Here is a 21,734-nt window from a genome sequence, read left to right as displayed (position 1 = left end):
ATTATAGACTCAATGCCAAACTATTTCTTCTGGAGTAAGTGTTACTTTTGCTGCGTTACCTGTTTCTGAAAAGGATTGGCAACCAGGAGGACGACCTCCCCATCATGGGAAACTGGTTCGGGACGACCCGACTTTAAAAGTCTATGTCATGTCTTGGATTTATTTAGTTTTCGCTGGTCTACTGGAGGTTGTCTGGGCTTACTCCATGAAACAGTCGGATGGTTTTACCCGGCTTGTTCCCTCATTAATTACCCTTATTGCTATGATTGCCAGCTTTGCCCTACTGGCTTTAGCGATGTGTACGCTACCACTGGGTACGGCCTATACGATATGGACTGGTATTGGAGCAATAGGGACATTTATTCTTGGTACTCTCCTGCTTGGCGAACCGATCAATTTTATGCGCTTGCTTGCTGCTTTCTTGATTATAGCTGGCCTTATCCTGATGAAGCTGTCAGAACGCTAACTGTTGTCAATCGTTCGGGAGACAGGGCCTATTACGTCCTGCTTCCGGATTTGATTTATGACAGCAACGTAGCAATCAAGGCCAAAATAGCGGGAAGCGCTTGTACGTAAAAGATGGATTTCTGCGCCGTTAAGGCACCGAATATACCAGCGACTATGACGCATCCCAGAAAGAAATAAGCAACGTACTGCGCCCATAGGACGTCCTGAATGAGTAGTGACCAGATCAAACCGGCGGCCAGAAAACCGTTATACAACCCCTGATTAGCAGCCAGCGATTTAGTAGGTTCAAACAAATCGGGTGGGAATGAGCGAAAGGTTTTGCGCCCTCGTGTCGTCCAGGCGAACATCTCCAGCCATAAAATGTAAATGTGCTCAATAGCAACAAGACCTATCAGTACGTCGGCTAGTAATTTCATGATTGGATTCGAGTTAACTTTTCGGGTGTGAATATGCAAAAAATAGATTACTAACTACTTAGTGCGCTGCTCTTTCTGAAGCCTTTACCCGGTCTGGCCCGATATTTGATTTAGCCAGAAAAACGGGCTTTATACATGCTACGTAGTAACTGCTACGTATGGTCCATTGAGAAGCCAAAAAACTTTCTCCCAAGATGACCTCAAACCAACGACTAATCCTTACTACGTGCCTGCTGATGATCAATACGTTATGTATGGCGCAAACGAGTGTGCAGAAAATCAGCACACAAACCAGCCAACGTTCGGATGAAGAAAAACCGATTCTGGATCAGGCAACCGGGCAACGACTGACGATAGATCAGTACAGTCAGTTAACCAAAAAAGACCCATTCGCCTATCATTTAGTACCTCAATACGACGAATACGGCCAGCCACGGGAATATCTGATGCGTGCGTCGACCGCCGAAGAACAAAAAACGCATCGCTTCCGCGACCGTGATCCAGCAAAACAGCCCAAAGGCGGTCAGATAATGTCACCATTCGTTATGACAGGACTAGATGGTAAACTCTATCGCTCTACCGAATTAGCCGGGAAAGTAGTGGTGTTGAGTTTTTTGATTAGCCTCGAAAAAGAATTCTGGGATGAAAAGCAATCGGCAGAGTTTGCTGCGGCTCTGCGCACGCACCCATCTGCAACTGCACCAGTAGTATTAGGCGTACTAAACAGCGAACAATCAAAAGACGATAAAAATCCGATACTTAAGAGCTTGCCGTTTGTGCCAGTGCCGAATGCCTACGGGTTTCACAATAAGTTTCATATAACATCGGTTCCAACAATTATTGTTATCGATAAAACCGGAAAAGTAGCAGCTAACCTTCAAGGACCAGGTATTTATGACCGATTGAAACAGGTGCTCACGGCGCTGTATTAGATAGGTATGCAGTATGATATAGGATGTATGAAAACTACTTAAAATACATCCTATATCATACTGCATACATCTTTTCATACTTCTTTCTCTTCCTGATCTAGTTTATGCTTTAGATCGAAAGTTTGCCCGGCGAAAACAGTTAGAATTTTCTGCTCATCGAAAGCCCTTTTTACGGCAATCATGGCATCGCTGAGGGCGGCCTGTGCATTGGTTGCGGATGGATTTATCCAGAAATAGAGAACAAACTGCACATTATTATCGCCAAAATTCCGGTAATGTAAGTCAACCGGGAGCGTATCAAGCACAAACGGAAGCTGCTTAACGGCGGCTATGGCAACCTGCTGTGCGTGCGTCATATCGTCCAGATACGAAATGCCGCCGTTCAATTCGATACGTCGGTGACCAATCCGCGAAAAATTAGTGATGGGCTTCTGAAAAACGTCTTTGCTCGGCAACTCGACCGTTTGCCCCTTGCCATTATCAATGACAATAGATCGGAGTTTGATATCCATTACTTTACCTGTGAAACCGTTCGTCTCTACGGTATCGCCCACCTGAATCGGTCGCGCAACGGCTATCATAGTACCCGAAATGAAATTGGCTGTTAAGTCCTGAAAAGCGAATCCAATAGCCAGGGCAATTACACCCGCTCCGGCCAGAAGCGAGGTTACCGTTTTCTCTAACCCCAGAATCCCGAGTGCCATAAATAGCCCTATGGCCATAATCACTACGTGCACAACTGCTCCTGTCAGATTAACGAGCGAAAGGTTAGTGCTAATCCGATTGAGTCCCCGCACTACCCAGCGACTGATCCAGCGCGCCAGAAACGTGCAGAAAAGCAGTAACAGAATGGCCAGCGCCAGTCTGGGCACGTAGCGAATGACCGTGCGAATCCAGGATGTAAGTTCAGCGTAAATGAGCCCGGAGGCCTCCGAAAAATCCATAATGTGCAGTACGTAGTGGTAACAGGAGAACGACAGAGCTTTCGATTGTGTTTCATCATTACTAAGGTTGGCCGTACCTTTGCACCCACAAACCAGAATTGCTGATGACATCGACCGCTGCCATTTACCTCGATAATGCCGCTACTACCCAACTTGATGCCGAAGTATTGGATGCGATGTTGCCTCTAATGACCGAGCAGTTTGGCAATCCTTCCTCCATTCACAGCCACGGTCGGACGGTGCGGACAGCTATCGAAAAAGCGCGTAAAACGGTGGCCATGTTGCTCAATACGTCGCCCGCCGAGATTTTCTTTACATCGGGCGGTACCGAAGCCGACAACACGGCGATACGTAGCAGCATTGAGACGTACGGTATCCGGCATGCCATTACGTCGCCCCTGGAGCACCATGCCGTGCTGCACACTCTTCAACACCTGGCCGAACTGGGCACCATTCAGTTAAGTCTGGTTGATATCGATCCTAAAGGACGTATCAATCTGGCTCACCTTGAAGAGCTCCTGCAAAAGCAACGTAACGTTGCAGGTGGCCGCTCGCTCGTTTCGCTGATGCACGGTAACAATGAAATTGGTAATTTGCTGGATTTGAACCAGGTAGGGGAGATTTGCCGCCAATACGACGCTATTTTTCATTCCGACACGGTGCAGACAATGGGCCATTTTCGGCACAATTTGCAGGAATTGCCCGTCGATTTTATTGTTGGTGCCGGACATAAATTTCACGGCCCCAAAGGCGTAGGATTTCTCTACGTCAATGCTGACCGCGTTAAGATTCACCCGTTTGTATATGGGGGTGCACAGGAACGTAACATGCGTGGAGGTACTGAAAATGTCTACGGAATTGTTGGTTTGGCGAAAGCGTTGGAAATCGCGTATCGCGATATGGAAAATCACCGACAGCACATCACTACGTTAAAACAGCGAATGATTGACCGATTGCGGGAAAAAATGCCCGAGGTTCAGTTCAATGGCGATTCGGCCGACGTAGTAAACAGTTTGTATACAGTTCTGAATGTAAGCCTGCCGCCCTCCGACATTAGCGATATGCTCTTATTCAGCCTTGATATTGCCCGGATTTCAGCATCGGGTGGGTCGGCTTGTTCGAGTGGCTCGAACGTTGGCTCACACGTACTGGCTGTTCTGCCGGAACTCGATCCTAATCGCGGATACGTTCGTTTTTCGTTCGGTAAGTATAACACCGCCAGCGAGATAGATTACGCCGTCGATACGTTGGTGGGGTTGTATCAGAAAGAGCTGGTTCGGTAAGTAACGTGGGCGGAAGCCCGCAATTGTTGGTATAATACTGCGGGCTTCCGCCCACGTTTCAATATGAAAGCAATTGGTTTTAAAACCTCATTACCCATTTCGGAGCCGGAGAGCTTCATTGAGTTTGAAACGCCCACACCACAACCTACGGGCCGCGACCTGTTGGTAAAAATAAAAGCCATTTCGGTAAACCCAGTTGATTTTAAAATCCGGCAGAACAGTGCTAAAGATACTGTACTACCTGAACCAAAAATCATTGGTTGGGATGCCGCTGGCGTTGTCGAAGCCGTAGGTAAGGAAGTAAGTCTATTTAAACCCGGCGACGAAGTTTACTACGCCGGCGACCTGACCCGATCAGGTACGAACGCTGAGTATCAGTTGATTGATGAACGTATCGTAGGGAGAAAACCGACTACGCTCAATGAAGCCGAATCGGCTTCTATGCCACTTACTGTACTAACCGCCTGGGAAATTCTCTTCGACCGCTTACGTATTAGTGCCGATAAAGACAGCGGAAAGAGCATTCTGATGATCGGTGGAGCCGGTGGCGTGGGTTCTATTGCTATCCAGCTAGCCAAAAAACTTGCCCATCTGAAGGTCATTGCTACAGCCTCCCGACCAGAAACGCAGGAGTGGTGCAAATCACTGGGAGCAGACGTAGTCATAAGTCATCAGAATCTGGTGGAAAACGTGCGGGCGGCTGGCTTCAAAGAGGTTGATTTTATTCTGGACTTTGTGGATATCAACGGTTACTGGGATGCAATAGCCGAACTCATTAAACCACAGGGACATATTGCTTCCATAACTGGTTCGTCGGTTCCTCTAGCACTCAACAAGCTGAAAAACAAGAGTGTTACGTTCTCTTGGGAGTTTATGTACACCCGCTCCATGTTCCAGACCGACGACATGATTCAGCAGCATAACATCCTGAGTACCGTGGCAAAGTTGCTGGATGATGGTACGTTGAAAACGACGCTGAACAAAACGATAATCGGCTTCACCGTCGAAAACTTAAAAGAAGCCCACCGCTTGCAGGAAAGCGGCAAAACCATCGGCAAAACGGTGATTTTGTATTAATACCGATTTCAATTCCGTAGTGCGTATCACCCCTAACCCCCTGAAGGGGCCTTAAGTTAAGTATAGTCAAGCAGAGCCTCTTCAGGGGGTTGGGGGTGATACGTAAAAGCTAGTATTGTGAAACCGTCCGCGCTACTAGAGCAGTGCTGCACCAAAAACACCAGCGCTGTCGCCGAGTTTGGGCTTCAGGAACAACGTATTAAGTCGACCGTCGTTAAATACGTATTTTTTTGCCCGTTCAACACCTTCGGTATACAGCAAATCGACGTTGCCGACGCCCCCGCCCAGCACAATTGCATCAGGGTCGAGCATATTGACAATCGTAGAAACAGCTCGACCAAAATTTTCCAGAAGCCGCTCAACAGTGACCGTTGCGAACGTATCGTTGGCAGTTTGATAGCGGTCGAGAATGGCCTTTAGCGTACGTTTTTCGCCACTTTGCTCATGGTAAAATCGTTCGAGAGCCGGGCCAGAAATAACCTGTTCGTTGCAACCCCGTTTACCGCAATAGCAGGGATAGCCATTTTCTTCGAGAATGTTGTGGCCCCACTCACCGCCAATTCCCTGACGACCAGCCTGTACTACTGGTCGTCCGTCGAGGCCGCGAAAAACGACACCTCCGCCGACGCCCGTTCCGAGAATAACGCCGAATACCATCCGAAAATCAGGAATAACTTCCTGAACGCTGCCCATGGTCGCTTCCGAAAGGGCGAAACAATTGGCGTCGTTGGTAGTCGTTACGTCGACGTTCAGTGCACGGGAGAGGTCTTCGCGAAATGGCAGCCCGTTGATGCAGACCATGTTGGAGTTTTTCATGGTTGCCGTTTCTGGATCAATGGTACCGGGTGTGCAGAAGCCAATTTTATCGGGCTGGATACCGGTTTCGGCCTTAACCTGATCGATCAGTTTGACAATCTGATTAATAATATGCTGATAGCCGTGGTGTGCTTCGGTGGCGATTCGCTTGCGGATAATCACGGCATCGGGCGAAGGGGCCGACAGAATAACCGCTTCTGTTTTGGTCCCTCCTAAATCAACCCCCCAATACGTTTGCATTTGTTGTTACGCTAAAAATGAAGTCAGAAAGCCGACGTAGTACATCGGCTGGCTGTTTGGTAAAACGACAAATTTAATCGGGTTGACAATACGTTTACTTCACCTTATAAAATTTAGCGCCAAACAGGAAAATAACAACGTAGCAGATAATTGGCAGGTAGTAAGCAGTTGCTACGTCCTTATCGGCAAGTTGCCCCATGATCGGTGGGAACAAAGCACCACCCACAACGCCCATCACAATAAACGATGAAGCCTGTTGCGTATGCTGCCCCAACCCTTTCAATCCTAAACTGAAAATGGTCGGGAACATGATGCTGAAAAAGAAATTAAGCATGATGAGGGCAATGAACGAAGGCCAGCCGAAACTTTGGGCAATCAGCAGACACATTAGAATACTGCCCAGCGCGAAACCGGCCAGCATTTTGTTCGGTGCAATGAATCGCATCAGATACGTACCAACAAAGCGTCCGACCATCATCATAACCATACTGAAGGCAAAATAATATGACGCTTTTTCCTCCACGAATCCCATCTTTTCAACGCCGTAATTGATGAAGAAAGCCCACGTACCGCCCTGTGCTGCTACGTTAAAAAGCTGTGCAATGACGGCGCAGATAAAATGTGTATGTGAAAAAAGCGTTCTGGGTACCTTTAAATCAGCGGGTTCGGTAGGAACTGCATAAGCATCGGCCTCTGCTTCGATAGCATGGGCATCCTGAACGGGCGGCACTTTTACGAATGAAAATGCGATGGCAATGACTAGAATTACCGAACCAATGACCTGGTAAAGCAGTTTCACCGACTCAAGATCGTTGGAGTGCTCCTGACCAGCCCGTAGAATGAAAAAACCGCCAATAAGTGGCCCGATAACCGCACCTAACCCATTGAACGACTGGGCAAAATTGATACGTTGGTCGCTGGTACGTTGATCGCCCAAACCCGCTACGAAGGGGTGCGCTACCGTTTCAAGCGTAGCCAGTCCACAGGCAAGAACGAACAGCGCAATCCGAAAAAAACCGAACGATTCGGCGTTGGCGGCTGGTACGAACAGAAATGCACCGGCAGCGTACAATCCAAGTCCAAGCAGAACCCCGTTTTTATAGCCAAACCGTTTCATGAACAGTCCCGCCGGAATTCCCATGACGGCATAAGCCCCAAAAATGGAAAACTGCACCAGCCCCGACTCAGCTTTCGAAACGTGCAATACGTTCTGAAAATGGCGGTTCAGTACGTCGCCCATAGTGATAGCGATGCCCCATAGCATGAATAGCGACGTAACAAACACTAACGTAACGAGGTATTTATTTTCGGTGAAGGCGGCTTTAGTAGCCGGATTGACTGCGGGAATTGCCTGCATGAGTTAAGGTCGAAATTTTGAAGTAGTAAAGCACTTACTGGCTCCAAACTACCTTTTGAGTTGTTTTTTAACCGCAACGACGGCCCGGCACAAAGAGCGCTAAGGTATACGCAAAGGTTCGCGGAGTTCTCTGCGAACCTTTGCGTATACCTTAGCGCTCTTTGTGCCGGGCCGTCGTTGTAGTTTAAAGAATCTTCTACTCGTCGGTCATTTCTGGGTCGGGTTCGGTGCCGTCGTTATTACCTAACGTATCACCATTGCCGTAGTTGCGGGTGTCTGGTTCCATGTTAGGGCTTCCCGAAGCGGCTCCCATCCCTGAATTTCCCGACTGAGCGTCCTGCTCATCTATTGGCGTAGTTGGGACCGTATTCGCGTCGCCCGACAAATCCGTTGGGTCGTATTCCTGATTTAACATTTCGCTTTGGTCGGGAATTTGAATAGGGCCGCCGGTATCGGGTTTGAACGTCCTCGACTGCTCATTGAGCATCGCATCCTGATTTACATTTTCCATAACGTATTGATTTTTTATCTGTGTTTTACCTAGACCAATAAGAACGGGTAATTGTTAGAAATAAAATGAACCGCGCGGGCGGCCCCGAATAGGTAATGAAAAATGAGTAATTGATTGGGCGTCGCACTTGCCAATCAATTACTCATTTTTAATTACCTATTCGGGGCCGCCCGCGCGGTTCATTCGTTAGGCTTAGCCCCGCGTAAATACCTCCCAAAGCCGATGGTATAGCTTGGATGCGTAGGCGAGTATATCATTGCGAGATGCGTGAATCGTAAAGGCCGAAAACTGGTTCTTCGAACTAGGCAGTGGCTCAATCTGGATCGTACGGTCTGATGTCCAGCGACCTTCCTGCCTACGTACCGAACCCGTCAATCGGAGGCCCGCATCCATCAAATCCATGCGATATGGCTTAGAATGATTACTTCCGGCCATCTCCCGCGAAAATCGCTGAAGTCGATTTGCCTCATACCATGTCAGTTTAGGCATCTGCCACTGTCGCTCATTTCGGTCGTGGCGGCACAGCATTTTAACCGATAGTAACGATTGATTGATGTCGGGGCGCGACGATACCTGAAGGTCAAGGACTTCCAGGGGCGCTGTCTCAATGTCGGTGGTGAGTTCGATTTCCATAGCTGATAAAGTGTATGAGTATATTCGAAATGATTCCACAAAAGTAACTCCGGCGGCATCATATTGGTTATAAATACTCACGCACTTATTAACCGGCCCGAATGGAATTGGTTAACCAACCTATTGGCCTAAACGTAAATCATCTTTCGGGTCATGCCGCCATCGACAACAAAATTCTGGCCCGTAATGAAACTATTTTCAGGAGCAATCAGAAACAGAATCATACGAGCAATGTCGTCGGCCTGACCAACGCGCCCTGCCGGATGCTGTGAATGATCTTCTGGACTTAATTCTTCAGACTTTGCTTTGGCCTTTTTCTTTAATGCTGATACGTCGATCCACCCTGGACTGATGGCATTGACGCGCACGTCGGGGCCAAGGCTTACTGCCAGCGAATGAGTTAAGGCCAAAATACCGCCTTTACTGGCCGAATACGCAAACGTATCAGGTTCCGACTGAACGGACCGCGTCGAGCACATATTGATGATACTTCCCTTTTGAGCAGCCAGATAACCGGCTGTGTGCTTTGAACAGAGAAATGCCCCCGTCAGGTTGGTGCCAATCACCCGATTCCATTCTTCGAGCGTTAATTTGTCGAGCGGCCGCTCAATCATAATGGCTGCATTGTTAATTAACGTATCAATATGGCCGAAATGCGAAACGGTTTGCTCGGCTGCTTTGCGGACGTTGGCATCGCTCGATACGTCACAACTGACGAAAAGAATCTGGGCCGACGACGCTTTAAACGCTTCACGTAGTTCAGCAAGAGCGTCGGTGTCCGATTCCCAGATGGCTACCCGGTAGCCGTGGGTTAATAGATACTGTGTAGTTACGCGGCCAATTCCCTGACCGCCCCCGGTAATGATAGCTGTTTTCATATGAGTTGGATAAGTACTGGAAGTTTCTGAACAACGAACGATTGAGCCAGATTGGTAACACATGACGACCCAGATGCGTTAAAGAAATGCATATCCTTATCGAACGGGACAGATAAATTCTGTCCGACGACTCCATGCTTCAGATTGCTTTTTCACCAGTTTACCGGCTTCGATTACCTGAAGGACACCGGTTTCCGATGCTCAAATACGAACTCATTCACGAACAATTACTTTACGAAGGCACCTGCACCGATGGCAATTTTTTTGCTCCCTCACCCGTTGATGACCGCTGGGTGCTGGGCGTTCATACTCCTCACTACGTTCGTTCATTAAAAGAACTGACTGTGCCGCCCGCCATGATACGTCGGATTGGCTTTCCGCTGACTCCTGAGCTGATTCACCGCGAGTGGGTTATCACACAGGGAACGATTGACTGTACGCAAATTGCCCGTTGCGACGGCGTAGCGATGAACGTAGCAGGTGGTACGCACCACGCATATCCTGATCGAGGTGAAGGGTTTTGTATGCTGAATGACGTAGGAGTGGCTGCTCATTATTTGCTCGCCAATGAGCAGGCAAAGAAGATACTGATCATTGATCTGGACGTACATCAGGGCAATGGAACCGCCGTTATGTTTCAGCAGGAGCCGCGTGTCTTTACGTTCAGTATGCACGGGAAGGATAATTATCCGCTCAAAAAAGAACAGTCTGATCTGGATATTGAATTTCCGACGAACACCACCGATGCTACGTATCTGAATACGTTAGCTGATACGTTGCCGCAATTGATTCAGCGCGAACAGCCCGATTTTCTGTTCTACATTTCGGGGGTCGACATTCTGGAGTCGGATCGGTTGGGGAAATTAGAAGTAAGTCGCGAAGGTTGCAAACAGCGTGATACGTTCGTTTTTGAGCAGGCGATACGTAACAACTTACCCATTGTTGTCTCGATGGGTGGTGGCTATTCGCCCCGATTGGCTGATATTGTCGAAGCGCATTGTAATACGTTCCGGGTCGCTTCGAGCCTGTTTTTCTGATTTATTCGACGTAGCTTCACTTCTATTTGGTGTATCCGCAATAAAGCGTCTAATTGCAATCGTGAACAATAAACAAACGTAGTAGAACGCGGCTTTACCTGTGTTTTACAGCTATCTATGAAGCAGAATATTGTAAAAACGCGGCTGAATAACGGCCAACCTGTACTGGGTGTTTTAGCGAACAGCGCTGATCCGACCATCGCTGAACTTTGCGGTTTTTCGGGACTGGATTTTTATATGATTGACGGGGAGCACAGTCCTGTCACGACGGCACAGGTTCAGGACATTGTTCGTGCCTGCGAGGTAAGTGGTATTACGCCCCTGGTGCGGGTACGTAGCAACGACCCAAAACTGATTTTGCAGTTTCTTGACGCAGGTGTAATGGGTATCATGCTGCCCGGTGTGAGTACGGTTGCCGAACTTGAAGCCTTTGTCAAAGCCGTTAAATATCCGCCAGTTGGTACGCGGGGATTTGGGTTCGTACGGGCTAACGATTACCTCATGGGTACGATGAGCCAGGGAGAATACGTTGAATTTGCAAATGAGCAAACCCTGGTACTACCCCAAATCGAAAACAAGGAAGCCGTTGATAATTTAGATCAACTGCTTACTGTTGAGGGTGTTGATGGATTCGTCATCGGCCCCCGGGATCTGGCCATGTCGATGGGTTATTACGATGGCTCTGCTCATGATGAAGTTAAACGTACCATTGGGGGCGTAGTAGAAAAAATCAAAAAAGCAGGACTGGTTGTCGGCACGACCGCTGCCACGGGCGATCAGGCCCGCGCACTCATCGACCGGGGCGTATTATTTTGCTTAAATACATTTTCTGGCCTGCTTAAATCAGCTACTACCGATTTTATGAAGGGAAGAGGATAGGAGAGTGATATGTGATGTATGATGGGCCTTTAGGTGTGCCCGTTTACGATCTTGAAATTTGTTCATCATCTATCATACATCATACCTCTTTTTTTGCTACCTTTGCACCCTCATTTCCAAATTCATACAAAACACAATGTACGCAATCGTAGAGATCGCAGGGCAGCAATTCAAGATCCAGAAAGGGCGCTCTATCTATACCCACCGGTTAGAGGGCGACGTGGACGCTGCACTTGCCTCCGACAAGGTGAAAATTCTCCTTGTTGACAACGAAGGGAGCATTAGCATCGGTGCTCCGACTGTTGCAGGCGCAACGGTATCGGCCAAAATCGTCGAACATCTGAAAGGCGAAAAAGTACTCGTCTTTAAAAAGAAACGCCGTAAAGGATACAAAAAGAAAAATGGACATCGTCAGTATTTGACGAAAGTCCTGATTGAAGACATAACTATTTAGTGATCAGTCAATAGTCGATAGTCGATAGTGAATCAACAAACTGACGACTGGCGACTAACTACTAACGACTTTAAAAGAAAATGGCACACAAGAAAGGTGTAGGTAGTTCCAAAAACGGCCGTGACTCGATAAGCAAACGCTTAGGTGTCAAACTGTTCGGCGGCCAATCGGCGATTGCCGGTAACATTATTGTCCGCCAGCGCGGCACCAAACACCATCCTGGCAAAAATGTTGGGTTGGGTAAAGATTATACCCTGTTTGCCCTGGTTGACGGTATGGTTAAGTTCCGCCCAGGTCGTGACAGCCGGTCTTACGTAGATATCATTCCTGTTGGCCCTTCGGCTGTAGAAGTAGCTCCTGTTGCTGAAGCTGCTCCAGTAGCTAAAGAAAAAGCAGCTCCGAAGAAAGCAGCAGCTAAAGAAGAAGCTGCAGAAGCTTAATCGCTACGTTTACTGAAATGAATGAACCCGCTAGATACAGTCTGGCGGGTTTTTTTATGACAAAAACTAAAAAAATGATTGGCGTGTTACCCAGTAACTGAAAGCGAATCTTGACTGCATACATTTCGATATGAATCCGACAGTAAGCCGACCCGTATCCATCTTCACAGAAGGAAGTCCCAACCCGAACTCGATGAAGTTCGTGGTCAGTTTTGAGCTTGTACCAGCCGGACTTTCGTTCGACTACGCTACGCCGGGTGATGCACTGCTCGACGGGAAAGCGTCTCCTTTAGCCGTTGCTCTGTTCGGCTTTGATTTTGTTCGCCGGGTGTTTATCTCGGGCAACTTTGTAACAGTAACCAAAGACGACGAAACCGAATGGGACGACGTATTATTTGAAGTAAAACTTTTCCTCAAAGATTACTTTGGTGCGCAAAAACCTGTTTTTGCGCAGCGGACGATGGAGGCCAACACCACGAAACTGGATATGGACTCTGAAACTGTGCAGAAAATCAAAGCAGTATTGGATCAGTATATTAAACCTGCTGTGGAATCTGACGGGGGAGCAATTAGTTTTTATTCGTTCGATGAACCTAGTGGTATTGTGAAAGTGCTTCTTCAGGGCTCATGCAGTGGCTGCCCCTCGTCGACGCTGACACTGAAAGCCGGTATTGAAAACCTACTGACTCGACTGGTCCCCGAAGTGAAAACCGTAGAAGCAGAAGGGGTATAGTAAATAAGTCGATAGTTGTTAGTCGTCAGCCGATAGTCGCGGTCATTGTAAACCTAATGACTGGCGACTTCGTTTGCGACTTGCTAACCACCAATAGAGTATCGGAATGACCGTCCAAGATACCAGGATGCCAATGCACATTCCTCCTATAATCGATATCGCCAGTGGTTGTTGTAATTCAGAACCTAATCCACCACTGAACAGTACAGGTAAGAGCCCCAATACTGTTGTTAGAAAGGTCATCATTTGTGATTTAAGTCGACGTTGACCAGCCGAACGAATGGCGTCTATGAGCGACATTGTTTCCCGGCTTCGGTTCATGGTATCAATCTTCAAAATAGAATCATTATCCAGCAAGCCAACGAGAACTACCATGCCGATGGCGGATAATACATTCAGACTTTCGCCCGCCAGGTAAAGCCCCCAAACTGCACCCGAAAGTCCCAGAAAAATAATTAACAAGACAATAAGTGGTTGTTGTAGAGATTCAAATTGGGCAGTCAGTATACAGAATAGCAACAGAACTGCAATCGCGGCAATTATAAGTAATTCACCGAGGTATGTTTGATCTCGAAAATAACGCCCCGACAAGCCTGCAACTATCCCTTTTTCGGCTTGAAGTTGATGCGAAACCTGCTGCTCTAGGATGGGGATATCAGAACTCCTGACCGCAAAATCAACTGGGATATACGTGCCTTCTTTATCAGCATAGAACGCTTTGTAATCGGTTTGTGGCCGAACGTCAATCAGATTACGTATTGGAATAGGTTGTTTCTGCCGATTGTAGACGAAAGCCTGCCGCCAGCCTGCTGAAGTTTCCTGTGAGCTTGTTGCTGAAAGAACGAGCGGAATAAAGCGCTGCGCTGTTTGTAAGGTCGTAACCTGATTATTATTGAATATGGTCTTCAGGCGCTGAATAACTGTTGTTTCATCCACATCGTACAGTAATAGTTTATCAATCTGTAGCCGAACAACCAATTGATTTTGCTGTCCAACACTGTTGCTTACCTCGTTTGGAGCGAACTGTGCCAGGTTGCGGGTAATTCTGTCTACTACGTCCCAATTGATTGGTTGCTGGCTCTCTGCATTATAAAGCTTGAGACGTAACGCTGGTTCGGTTGTGTTGAAGAGTTGTTCAAACACGTTACGGGCGGGTCTTATCGTGAAAATAGCTTTGGGAAATTGCTTCTTTAGGCGCTCGGTTAACGTAGTTGATAACATCGAATAATCTGACGATGAAGTTGTTCGCAAACTTACTAAACTCTCATTTTCCGCCTGCTGAAGTTGCCTGTTAAGAAGAAATTGTTGTTGGCCAATAAACAGGCTGGTGTATATAGGAGCTGGCTGTAGCTGACGTATCAATTGTTCGGTTCTGTGTTTGTTTTCGGCAACGGTAAGTGGTTCGTTCCAGTCGAGAACTATTTCCAGTTCGGTTCGGGTCACATCGGGCATGCCCTGCTTTTCAATACGTAGCGTTATCAGGTAAGCTCCTCCCAGTAACATAAATAAGCTAATGATCAAAGCCCACTTAAAGCGAAAGGCAGCTGAAAATACAAGATGATACATTCTGCCTAACCAGACCATAAATCGAGTCGGTGGCTGAATGGCCTTCATACTTCCTTCATTCCGGTAGAGTACGTAATAGAGCACGGGAACCAGTGTATAAGAGCAAGCTAATGATACGCCCAGCGCCAGCGATACCGAAACGGCCTGATCGAAAAATAATGCCCCCGCCAGACCGCTTAGCAACAAGAGTGGTAGAAAGACCGCCGAATTGGTTAGAACAGACGTAAATAAAGGGCGAATTACTTCTTCAGCGCCGGATACGCAGCTTACCTCTACACTTAGTCCTGCTTCACGTTTTTCCTCAATGTTTTCCAGAATAATAATGGCGCTATCGACAATTTCGCCCATTCCTAACACCAGCCCGGCCAGTGAAACAATATTGATGGATAAACCCAGTAGGTAAAAACCCAGAAACGTAACGGCAATCGAAATAGGAATCACCAGGCCGATCAATAGCGGCAGACGACGGTCGCGCATGAAAAAGAAAATCATGACAAACGTAAGCAGGGCACCAGTCAGTAAATTACTGACGAGATTGCTTATGGATAAATCCAGCAATTCGGTCTGATCTTGACTGATTGTACATTCGATTTGTGGGTAATCGGCTTTAAACTGTTTCTGTAATTTAGCCAATTCAGTACGTAGGTGCAGTAGTTGAGCGTTTCTCTGTTTAATAATGGCCAGACAGATGCTACGTCCTGGCGCCGGTAGCTGAACGCTGGATTGTCGTGTTGTTAAATTGTTGCCAATAAATCCATAGCTACCTGTGAGGGGCCGTTCGCGCAGGGTAACAGTTGCTACTTCACGTAAAGCAATCAGTCGGCGCGGGGCTTGTACGTGCGTTTCCTGTGCGGTCAGTACGTTGTCGGCAAAATACGTAACACGCGGATCGCTTTGGGCTGTTCCGGCTGGCGAACCGGCTGAGCCGCCGATGCTGAAGTAAAGTTTTTCAACGTCCTGCGGAGTTTGTAAGACCGACGAAAAACGAATGCTATACTGATAAGGGCCTTCCCGTATATTGAAATTACCCGGCTGGAGATTGGCCTGCTTTAGCACGTCGACCAGATTCTGTTCGGTAAGTCCTAAGCTGGCTAATTTAGCTGGATCAACCTGTACGACTGCTTCGGGCTGTGCTAAACCAGTCACATCAACCAGTGCTACGTCGGGAAGTTGTTCGATACGTCGTTTCAATACGTTCTCGCAGAATTCGCTCAGGGCTAAAAAATCTTCGCGGTACGTTGGGCCGGGTACAACGTTCAGGTTAAAAACCGGAATATCGCCAGCGCCAGCTTTGATGACTTTAGGGCGTTCGAGGTCGCGCGGTAACTGACCCAGTATTGCATCGATTTTCTCATTGGTTTCGAGATAAGCCAACCGGATATTTGTGCCATAATCGAAACGTAACGTGAGGATAGCTAAGCCGTTTTGTGTAACCGATTCAATATCGTTCAGGTGAGCCACCTGCAAAAGCTGATTACGTAGCGGCTGTTCTATGGTTCGCTGCAACTCCCTTGCCGATGCCGTTGGATGGTTCACCTGCACTGTAATTTCCGGTATGGGAATATCGGGCAGCAACGAAACAGGTAACTGATTAAAAGCCAGCACACCTAGTACCGCTAACGCCAGGGTGACGATGCAAACGGCAATGGGGCGGTGAATGAGGTAGTGGGTCAATGGTCTGAACCGGGATTTACTGGATTAGAATGATTTTCAGGATTTTGCTCGTGTGGCTATAGAAGGAGACACGTAGTAAAGCCGTTATTGCTGAATCTGCACGGGGGCGTCGTGGGCAAGGTTAAGATTGCCTGATACAATGACACGGTCACCGGCTTTTAGCCCTTCGCTAATGGCTACGTCGGTATCGTTTTCATAGGCTATTGTTACGTAGTTCCATTTGGCCTTCGCTGCCTGATCCGGCTTTGTCGATAGGTTATCTGTTTCAACGGTAAAGACTACCTTTCGCCCGGAACGCTCAACTACGGCCGTTTTGGAAATCACTATCTGATTCGGCAATCGTCGTTCGATGGTGATGCGGGCGTTCATCCCCTCGAAAAGGTGAGCATCCGTATGGGTAATACGTGCCTTAATCAATACTAGCCCCTGCGTATTTACAAATGGATTTATTTCCGAAACCTGACCAACGTAGTGGTGGTCGGGTAGAGCAATAGGCGTAATACGTACCGGCTGCCCAATTCTTATGGAAGCCAGTTCGCTTTCCAGCAGCGAAAACTCAACCAGAACTGCTGCCTGACTGAGTAAGGTGCAAAATGGTTCGTAGGACGTAATGAAATTATGGGTCCTGGCGCTCAGATTTGCAATTTTACCCGCATAAGACGCACGTAACGTAGTATATTCCAGTTGCTGACGGGCCATCATTAGCGCGGTTAGCGCTTTATAGTAGCCACTTTTTGTTAGTACGTAGGCACGTGAGTTTGCCTTCAAACTTAGTGTATCCAGTTCAGTTCCACCATATTCAGCAATTAGAGCCCGAAGTTGAACCTGGCTTTCGGCCAGTTGGTCCTGCGCCACGCGAAGAGCCAGGCGCTGGTCGCGGTCGTCTAGCTGGGCCAGCACTTGGCCCGCCGATACGTTTGAGCCATTGCTTACCAGAATTTGACGGATGGTGCCACCCACTCGAAAACTGAGCTTACTTTGCGCGGAAGCATGTATCAGCCCATTGGTAGTGGTTGTTAAGGCAAAAGAGATTCTTCGGGCAGGTTGGCAGCTAACGATGGGGTATTGTGTTGTAACAGCTGTAGTCAAAGCTGTGCTGTCTGGTTGATCACTAGATGAACTAACTGAGTGACAGCCAGTGAGCCATAAACTGCTTGCTACTATGAGTACTTGAATCAGAACGGCTGCAACGACTTTACTCATACTACCTCTAGAACACCATGATACAGAAAATGACGGATGCGGTTAATAATCGTATCTCTTAACTGTTGGTGGTCCACCTGAGACTGATGATCTGTCACTTGGTCACAAATACCATCTACGACTGAGTCAATACTACGGGTAGTTTCCAGTGCATCCAGAATCAGTATATTAATTGCATCTAACAAATGTTCACGAATGATCCCCGCGTGTGGATAAACATATAACAGCGTTTCGTAATAGGCTGGCTCAGTTTGCAGATTATCGATTAAATTCCGGTCGGCAGTTTGTCCGGCAAATTCGTTAGCCTCCGCCCAGTTCCATTCTGACTCAATCCGGAAACAGTAGGCGCTTTGTCGAATGGATTTCCGGCTAAATACCTCAAGGGGTAAGCCTAAAAAGGTATTCGTTTGTTGAGAATAGTGCTGCCAATGGCTTTTGAATATGGCTGGCTCGGGTAAAGTTCTGCTAAAATCTTGTCGACGGCACTCATATTGAAATACATCCGTAACGACAACCTTAAGTTGGCCCTCGGGAAGAGCATCAATAAAAATCTCCAATTCTTCGGCTGATTTATTAAAAAGAGAAAAAGCTTGAAGCGAATTCAGTAAGTGCTCGGTTCGATAAAAAGGGGAGGGCACTGGTTGTAGAGCAGCCGGTTGAGAAATGGCATGGTGAGAAGCTTCTAACTGCCTACAGACCGTTAATACCCTTTCATACAGTTTAGGAGATTCCAGCCAAAGCCGTTGCGCCATTTGTTCGCAAACCGTTGGATTGCGCTTGTAATTAGTGATGTGTACATAATTACAATGAACTGGTAATTGTGTAAATTCAGCCATTTTGTAATCACAGGGAGGGCCGAATTCGATAGGCGAAATATATTCAATTGGAATATTTTTGAAATCTGCATATTTTTTGAAGAGCAATTGCTCGACAAACACATTTAGGTAGTCATATTGGCATTTACCTAATTCAGCCTGATTTCTCTCAAGGAAGTCAGCGACGACAGTTGTGAACTCCTGAAAAAAGGAAGCATCATTTCCGCCTATAAAACCAGCATTAATAGCCGTTAGTCGACCGTACGCATCTTTGCAAATCCAGTCTGGAACATATTTAAAGTGAGTCAATATATCCTGATAAGCCTGAATATAATTATCGTGGTCATATTCAAAATTTTGAGCGGTCAATGAAGCCGTTAGCAAACGCCTATCAACTTGATTGAATAAATAGGCATCTGTGTCTAAATGAATAAAAGGCTCGTTCTGAATAGAGTAGGTATACAGTTTATTAGATACCCATAAATAGCTTTCATGCTTTACAGCTTCTAAATTGGTCTTTATGGAGCTATAAGGTAATTGTAATCTACTAGCTAGTTCAGCACCTATATCATCAGTCACTAACTCAGTTTTATTGAACAATTTTGAGAGCTGTAAACTACTTAATGACCAACTAAAAAGATTAAAGCCAGGAGATAACCAGCCACAGTGATAATCTATGTGCTCTGAAAATTCATTAAACCATGTACTTTGAATACTTTTCATATAAGAGTTGACCATACTAATGTTTTGTACGGGTATTTTAAAGTGTTCGGGCCTTAGAAAATATTTTCAGGCATATTTACGCCAATATTACATGGGAATAATTCAGCTATTAAAAGGGGTTGGCGAGAATATTACTATAAATTTCTGTAATTAATATTTGCTAAATTATTGCCTAGAAAGTCATAAATTAGTTTGAATAGTTGCTAATTTACCGTCATGAAATTTTAAAAAGTAAGGGCCGCTTTTTGTTTTTGTATATTGACCAATCTGCTTAAGGATTTTATTATCATTAATCTTGAATTCTTTTATTACTAATGCTAAATTATAATTGTGACTGCTCTGTTCTGTTGGTGAATAAGTTATCAATATTATCTTGCTTTCCTTTGCTAGTTTTATGTAATTAGTAATACGATCTATTGTGCAGCTTATGCAATCTGTCACGCTAGTAACAATTACTAGACTATTTATAATACTCTTGTGTTATTTTATGGACTTCATTTTCAATTGCCCCTCTGTCATCAGAACAACAGATAATAAATAAAGTGCACAAAAGCAATACATTAAGTAGTTTTATCATTTTATTCTGACTAGTTTAGCTCTGTAGAAAATGCTACTTGATTCTGTTTCGGTAATCATGGGGTTAGTATTAAGTAATATATCATCTGATGACTTTATAAAAGCTATACCGCTGACCCCTTTAGGCAATAGTATGTCTGCGCATACTTGTTTCCCGTCTTTTAATAATAGTACATAATACTTCATGTGCGCTTTAAATAACTCTGGTAACTCTGAACTTGATTTTACTTCTTTATAAATATCTACAGGTATACCTGTCCTATACGTTAAGAAAGTAAATCTATCAAAACAGTTTAGATCAACGAATTGACTATTGATTATTTGATCGTCATACTTTGATTCTATATTTTCATTTAATCCGTATTTTATATTCAGTTGAAAAAAAGCTGGATATAACTTTGTTACCAAGTAAGGATTGTTAGGTTTTTCTATATCATATTCGTATAAATTCAAATCTGGATTGTGTATTACTTGCAGCCTGCTATTTTTATCAATGTCAAAGAAATTTAGTGGACTTCCAAAATACATTTTTTCTTTCTGGAATATACTTTCTTTTTCATAGCCGGCGATAAATTTATGCGACTTATTGTTGATGTCATATATTGTAATAGATTTATAATTATTATATCCATGTTCTGAGTTAATGGGACCTTCAAAAGAAGGTTTTAAATGCTGAATTAAAAACACTTTTCCTTTCTCCTTAAATTGACGTATTCTAGGTATAATACCTGCTCCATAACTTAAAAGTGTGGTTTTGTCCAAAATAGATCTTTGTAATTCCCAACTTAAATTATAATAGAAAAAACCTCTTTCGCTGTTCACTACTATAGTATCAGAACCCAGAAAACCAATATTAAATATAGCCGAACCTAATCTATTTGCATCTTGGCCTAATAATGAAACCTTTTTTTTTACATATCCTTTTTTGTTAGCGAGATAAATTGTGTCAATATTGGCTAGATCACAAAGTAAAATATCCCCGTTCTTATTATTGTGATCTACTGCAGTAATTAGTTTGCCTTTTATGGGAACTGCTACAGTATCAAAAATTATTATTTTGAATTTTTCATTAAAATTCGGCCTTTTATCATCGTTCGAACTACATGATATGAATAGTACTATAACTACAAGGGGAAATAAACTGTATGTTTTCATTTTTTTATGATCTTTAAAAAGAGATATTGGAAATAATCATTACTATACCTCTAGGTATGATTTCATCCGTTCGCAAGAAATCTCACGAACGGATGGCCCCTGTTTAATTAATAACTGTTGATTAACATTTACAGTTAGAACCGGACTTTTGGCAATAACAAATAACAGCTCCAGTACTACCCACCGCTCCATATTTATCATTGGCTCCACCACTTGCTTGGGCTTCATTAAAAAATGATTGACTAAATGTCATCCCCATTGCTAATGAAGCGGTTAATAAAGAGAATTTTGCTATTTTTTTGCGGTTTACCTCTGTCATTTTTACTTTCAGTTAAGCGTTAAATAATTCATTGAACGCCACAAAATTCAACAGCATTTAGATATAATGCAATGGGTAATGTAACCCATTTTCTATTTACCCGAATATTTTATTAGAAGTAGCTAAACGGATCTAATACTATTAAGCAAATTTCTGTATTATTCATTATTGCGCATAAGTTCAAAAATGGAGAAGGTCATAAAATCTTCATTGTCAATAGATTTTTGCAATACTAAGCCTTCTTTGGAGACTAATACTAATCCTCCCCATACATCCTTGGGCAAATCAGTCTCTCCAATCTTATTGAAATTCTCATCAGCAATTATCACCGACCATTGCTGCTCGACAGCTACCCCAGTTTTGAGGTCATTTTTAGTGTATTCTACTTTTGCGGGTCTTTTTACTAATCTATAGTAATATTTTCGATAACTGTCGTAATGTAATGCACCATAATAAAGATTGTTAACATAATATACATAGCTATCTTCAGCATCGGAATATTTGATAGCAGAAGGCATTGAATAGATTTTATTGATCCGTGAGTTAATTTGTAAAGAAGGCAACTTCTTTTTTATGGAAGAAAACTTGAATCAGCCTTCGATCCC

Annotated in this window: 22 protein-coding genes; 9 read left to right on the top strand and 13 right to left on the bottom strand. The window is 45.2% G+C overall.

Features of this window, described 5'->3' with window-relative positions; genetic code table 11:
- Positions 1–148: 148 nt before the first annotated feature.
- Complete coding sequence (gene sugE / locus IC229_RS30615; protein ID WP_190892073.1) at positions 149–466, top strand: quaternary ammonium compound efflux SMR transporter SugE; 318 nt, start codon at positions 149–151, stop codon at positions 464–466.
- Between the two features lie 55 nt (positions 467–521).
- Here the strand turns inward: sugE and IC229_RS30610 are convergent, their stop codons facing one another.
- Positions 522–884, bottom strand: a complete 363-nt coding sequence (locus tag IC229_RS30610; protein WP_190892071.1) for a DUF1304 domain-containing protein — start codon at positions 882–884, stop codon at positions 522–524.
- Between the two features lie 194 nt (positions 885–1,078).
- Between IC229_RS30610 and IC229_RS30605 the strand changes: the two genes are divergently transcribed.
- Positions 1,079–1,816, top strand: a complete 738-nt coding sequence (locus tag IC229_RS30605; protein ID WP_190892069.1) for a TlpA family protein disulfide reductase — start codon at positions 1,079–1,081, stop codon at positions 1,814–1,816.
- A gap of 74 nt (positions 1,817–1,890) precedes the next feature.
- Here IC229_RS30605 and IC229_RS30600 read toward each other — a convergent pair whose 3' ends face one another.
- Entirely contained in the window at positions 1,891–2,871 is a 981-nt protein-coding gene (locus IC229_RS30600) for a mechanosensitive ion channel family protein (protein ID WP_317171668.1), read from the bottom strand.
- Here IC229_RS30600 and IC229_RS30595 point away from each other — a divergent pair.
- Together IC229_RS30595 and IC229_RS30590 are read left to right on the top strand one after the other, a co-directional pair.
- A complete protein-coding gene (locus IC229_RS30595; RefSeq protein ID WP_190892067.1) occupies positions 2,865–4,043 on the top strand; it encodes a cysteine desulfurase family protein in 1,179 nt (392 codons plus the stop codon). The genes IC229_RS30600 and IC229_RS30595 overlap by 7 nt on opposite strands.
- A gap of 63 nt (positions 4,044–4,106) precedes the next feature.
- Positions 4,107–5,120: a zinc-binding alcohol dehydrogenase family protein gene (locus tag IC229_RS30590; RefSeq protein ID WP_190892065.1), complete on the top strand. Its 1,014-nt coding sequence runs from the start codon at positions 4,107–4,109 to the stop codon at positions 5,118–5,120.
- 135 nt (positions 5,121–5,255) lie between these two features.
- Here the strand turns inward: IC229_RS30590 and IC229_RS30585 are convergent, their stop codons facing one another.
- The 5 genes from IC229_RS30585 to IC229_RS30565 all read right to left on the bottom strand — a co-directional run bounded on the left by IC229_RS30585 (position 5,256) and on the right by IC229_RS30565 (position 9,555).
- Positions 5,256–6,176, bottom strand: a complete 921-nt coding sequence (locus tag IC229_RS30585; RefSeq protein ID WP_190892063.1) for an ROK family protein — start codon at positions 6,174–6,176, stop codon at positions 5,256–5,258.
- Between the two features lie 94 nt (positions 6,177–6,270).
- Positions 6,271–7,533, bottom strand: a complete 1,263-nt coding sequence (fucP, locus tag IC229_RS30580; RefSeq protein ID WP_190892061.1) for an L-fucose:H+ symporter permease — start codon at positions 7,531–7,533, stop codon at positions 6,271–6,273.
- 196 nt (positions 7,534–7,729) lie between these two features.
- Complete coding sequence (locus IC229_RS30575; RefSeq protein WP_190892059.1) at positions 7,730–8,044, bottom strand: hypothetical protein; 315 nt, start codon at positions 8,042–8,044, stop codon at positions 7,730–7,732.
- Between the two features lie 192 nt (positions 8,045–8,236).
- Positions 8,237–8,677: a hypothetical protein gene (locus IC229_RS30570; protein ID WP_190892057.1), complete on the bottom strand. Its 441-nt coding sequence runs from the start codon at positions 8,675–8,677 to the stop codon at positions 8,237–8,239.
- 128 nt (positions 8,678–8,805) lie between these two features.
- Complete coding sequence (locus IC229_RS30565) at positions 8,806–9,555, bottom strand: SDR family oxidoreductase (RefSeq protein ID WP_190892055.1); 750 nt, start codon at positions 9,553–9,555, stop codon at positions 8,806–8,808.
- Positions 9,556–9,689: 134 nt separating this feature from the next.
- On the opposite strand from IC229_RS30565, the gene IC229_RS30560 reads away from it, so the two are divergent.
- The 5 genes from IC229_RS30560 (at position 9,690) to IC229_RS30540 (ending at position 13,098) form a co-directional block, all read left to right on the top strand.
- The gene (locus IC229_RS30560; RefSeq protein WP_190892054.1) at positions 9,690–10,592 is read left to right on the top strand and encodes a histone deacetylase family protein; all 903 of its coding nucleotides are present in this window, start codon (positions 9,690–9,692) and stop codon (positions 10,590–10,592) included.
- Between the two features lie 117 nt (positions 10,593–10,709).
- Positions 10,710–11,471 carry an HpcH/HpaI aldolase family protein gene (locus IC229_RS30555; protein ID WP_190892052.1) on the top strand — a complete coding sequence of 254 codons (762 nt, stop codon included), beginning with the start codon at positions 10,710–10,712 and terminating at the stop codon, positions 11,469–11,471.
- 136 nt (positions 11,472–11,607) lie between these two features.
- On the top strand, positions 11,608–11,925 hold the full coding sequence (rplU, locus tag IC229_RS30550; RefSeq protein WP_190892051.1) for a 50S ribosomal protein L21: 318 nt from the start codon (positions 11,608–11,610) through the stop codon (positions 11,923–11,925).
- Positions 11,926–12,005: 80 nt separating this feature from the next.
- Entirely contained in the window at positions 12,006–12,365 is a 360-nt protein-coding gene (rpmA, locus tag IC229_RS30545; RefSeq protein ID WP_190892049.1) for a 50S ribosomal protein L27, read from the top strand.
- Between the two features lie 130 nt (positions 12,366–12,495).
- Positions 12,496–13,098 (top strand): NifU family protein, encoded by a 603-nt coding sequence (locus tag IC229_RS30540; RefSeq protein ID WP_190892047.1) that lies wholly within the window; start codon positions 12,496–12,498, stop codon positions 13,096–13,098.
- 42 nt (positions 13,099–13,140) lie between these two features.
- On the opposite strand, the gene IC229_RS30535 is transcribed toward IC229_RS30540, so the two are convergent.
- From IC229_RS30535 to IC229_RS30510, 6 genes are all read right to left on the bottom strand, one after another.
- Positions 13,141–16,338 (bottom strand): efflux RND transporter permease subunit, encoded by a 3,198-nt coding sequence (locus IC229_RS30535; protein ID WP_190892045.1) that lies wholly within the window; start codon positions 16,336–16,338, stop codon positions 13,141–13,143.
- 84 nt (positions 16,339–16,422) lie between these two features.
- Positions 16,423–17,427, bottom strand: a complete 1,005-nt coding sequence (locus IC229_RS30530) for an efflux RND transporter periplasmic adaptor subunit (protein ID WP_190892044.1) — start codon at positions 17,425–17,427, stop codon at positions 16,423–16,425.
- A gap of 110 nt (positions 17,428–17,537) precedes the next feature.
- Complete coding sequence (locus IC229_RS30525) at positions 17,538–19,079, bottom strand: DUF6734 family protein (protein ID WP_190892042.1); 1,542 nt, start codon at positions 19,077–19,079, stop codon at positions 17,538–17,540.
- A 573-nt stretch (positions 19,080–19,652) separates the two neighbouring features.
- Complete coding sequence (locus IC229_RS30520) at positions 19,653–20,810, bottom strand: hypothetical protein (RefSeq protein ID WP_190892040.1); 1,158 nt, start codon at positions 20,808–20,810, stop codon at positions 19,653–19,655.
- Positions 20,811–20,931: 121 nt separating this feature from the next.
- Entirely contained in the window at positions 20,932–21,129 is a 198-nt protein-coding gene (locus tag IC229_RS30515) for a hypothetical protein (RefSeq protein WP_190892038.1), read from the bottom strand.
- Between the two features lie 158 nt (positions 21,130–21,287).
- Positions 21,288–21,692 carry a DUF4221 family protein gene (locus IC229_RS30510; RefSeq protein ID WP_190892036.1) on the bottom strand — a complete coding sequence of 135 codons (405 nt, stop codon included), beginning with the start codon at positions 21,690–21,692 and terminating at the stop codon, positions 21,288–21,290.
- Between the last annotated feature and the right edge of the window lie 42 nt (positions 21,693–21,734).

Origin of the sequence: Spirosoma profusum (assembly GCF_014699005.1) — a bacterium.
Taxonomy (GTDB): domain Bacteria; phylum Bacteroidota; class Bacteroidia; order Cytophagales; family Spirosomataceae; genus Spirosoma; species Spirosoma profusum.
This window is presented reverse-complemented; position numbering and strand designations above follow the sequence as displayed.

Bases quoted from the DNA above. Each gene is read 5' to 3' on its own strand.
- IC229_RS30600 (WP_317171668.1), bottom strand. From the start codon at position 2,871: ATGTCATCAGCAATTCTGGTTTGTGGGTGCAAAGGTACGGCCAACCTT.
- IC229_RS30525 (WP_190892042.1), bottom strand. From the start codon at position 19,079: ATGAAAAGTATTCAAAGTACATGGTTTAATGAATTTTCAGAGCACATA.
- rplU (WP_190892051.1), top strand. From the start codon at position 11,608: ATGTACGCAATCGTAGAGATCGCAGGGCAGCAATTCAAGATCCAGAAA.
- IC229_RS30605 (WP_190892069.1), top strand. From the start codon at position 1,079: ATGACCTCAAACCAACGACTAATCCTTACTACGTGCCTGCTGATGATC.
- IC229_RS30610 (WP_190892071.1), bottom strand. From the start codon at position 884: ATGAAATTACTAGCCGACGTACTGATAGGTCTTGTTGCTATTGAGCAC.
- IC229_RS30555 (WP_190892052.1), top strand. From the start codon at position 10,710: ATGAAGCAGAATATTGTAAAAACGCGGCTGAATAACGGCCAACCTGTA.
- IC229_RS30590 (WP_190892065.1), top strand. From the start codon at position 4,107: ATGAAAGCAATTGGTTTTAAAACCTCATTACCCATTTCGGAGCCGGAG.
- rpmA (WP_190892049.1), top strand. From the start codon at position 12,006: ATGGCACACAAGAAAGGTGTAGGTAGTTCCAAAAACGGCCGTGACTCG.
- IC229_RS30595 (WP_190892067.1), top strand. From the start codon at position 2,865: ATGACATCGACCGCTGCCATTTACCTCGATAATGCCGCTACTACCCAA.
- IC229_RS30570 (WP_190892057.1), bottom strand. From the start codon at position 8,677: ATGGAAATCGAACTCACCACCGACATTGAGACAGCGCCCCTGGAAGTC.
- IC229_RS30560 (WP_190892054.1), top strand. From the start codon at position 9,690: ATGCTTCAGATTGCTTTTTCACCAGTTTACCGGCTTCGATTACCTGAA.
- IC229_RS30540 (WP_190892047.1), top strand. From the start codon at position 12,496: ATGAATCCGACAGTAAGCCGACCCGTATCCATCTTCACAGAAGGAAGT.
- IC229_RS30515 (WP_190892038.1), bottom strand. From the start codon at position 21,129: ATGACAGAGGTAAACCGCAAAAAAATAGCAAAATTCTCTTTATTAACC.
- sugE (WP_190892073.1), top strand. From the start codon at position 149: ATGTCTTGGATTTATTTAGTTTTCGCTGGTCTACTGGAGGTTGTCTGG.
- IC229_RS30575 (WP_190892059.1), bottom strand. From the start codon at position 8,044: ATGGAAAATGTAAATCAGGATGCGATGCTCAATGAGCAGTCGAGGACG.
- IC229_RS30585 (WP_190892063.1), bottom strand. From the start codon at position 6,176: ATGCAAACGTATTGGGGGGTTGATTTAGGAGGGACCAAAACAGAAGCG.
- fucP (WP_190892061.1), bottom strand. From the start codon at position 7,533: ATGCAGGCAATTCCCGCAGTCAATCCGGCTACTAAAGCCGCCTTCACC.
- IC229_RS30520 (WP_190892040.1), bottom strand. From the start codon at position 20,810: ATGAAAACATACAGTTTATTTCCCCTTGTAGTTATAGTACTATTCATA.
- IC229_RS30565 (WP_190892055.1), bottom strand. From the start codon at position 9,555: ATGAAAACAGCTATCATTACCGGGGGCGGTCAGGGAATTGGCCGCGTA.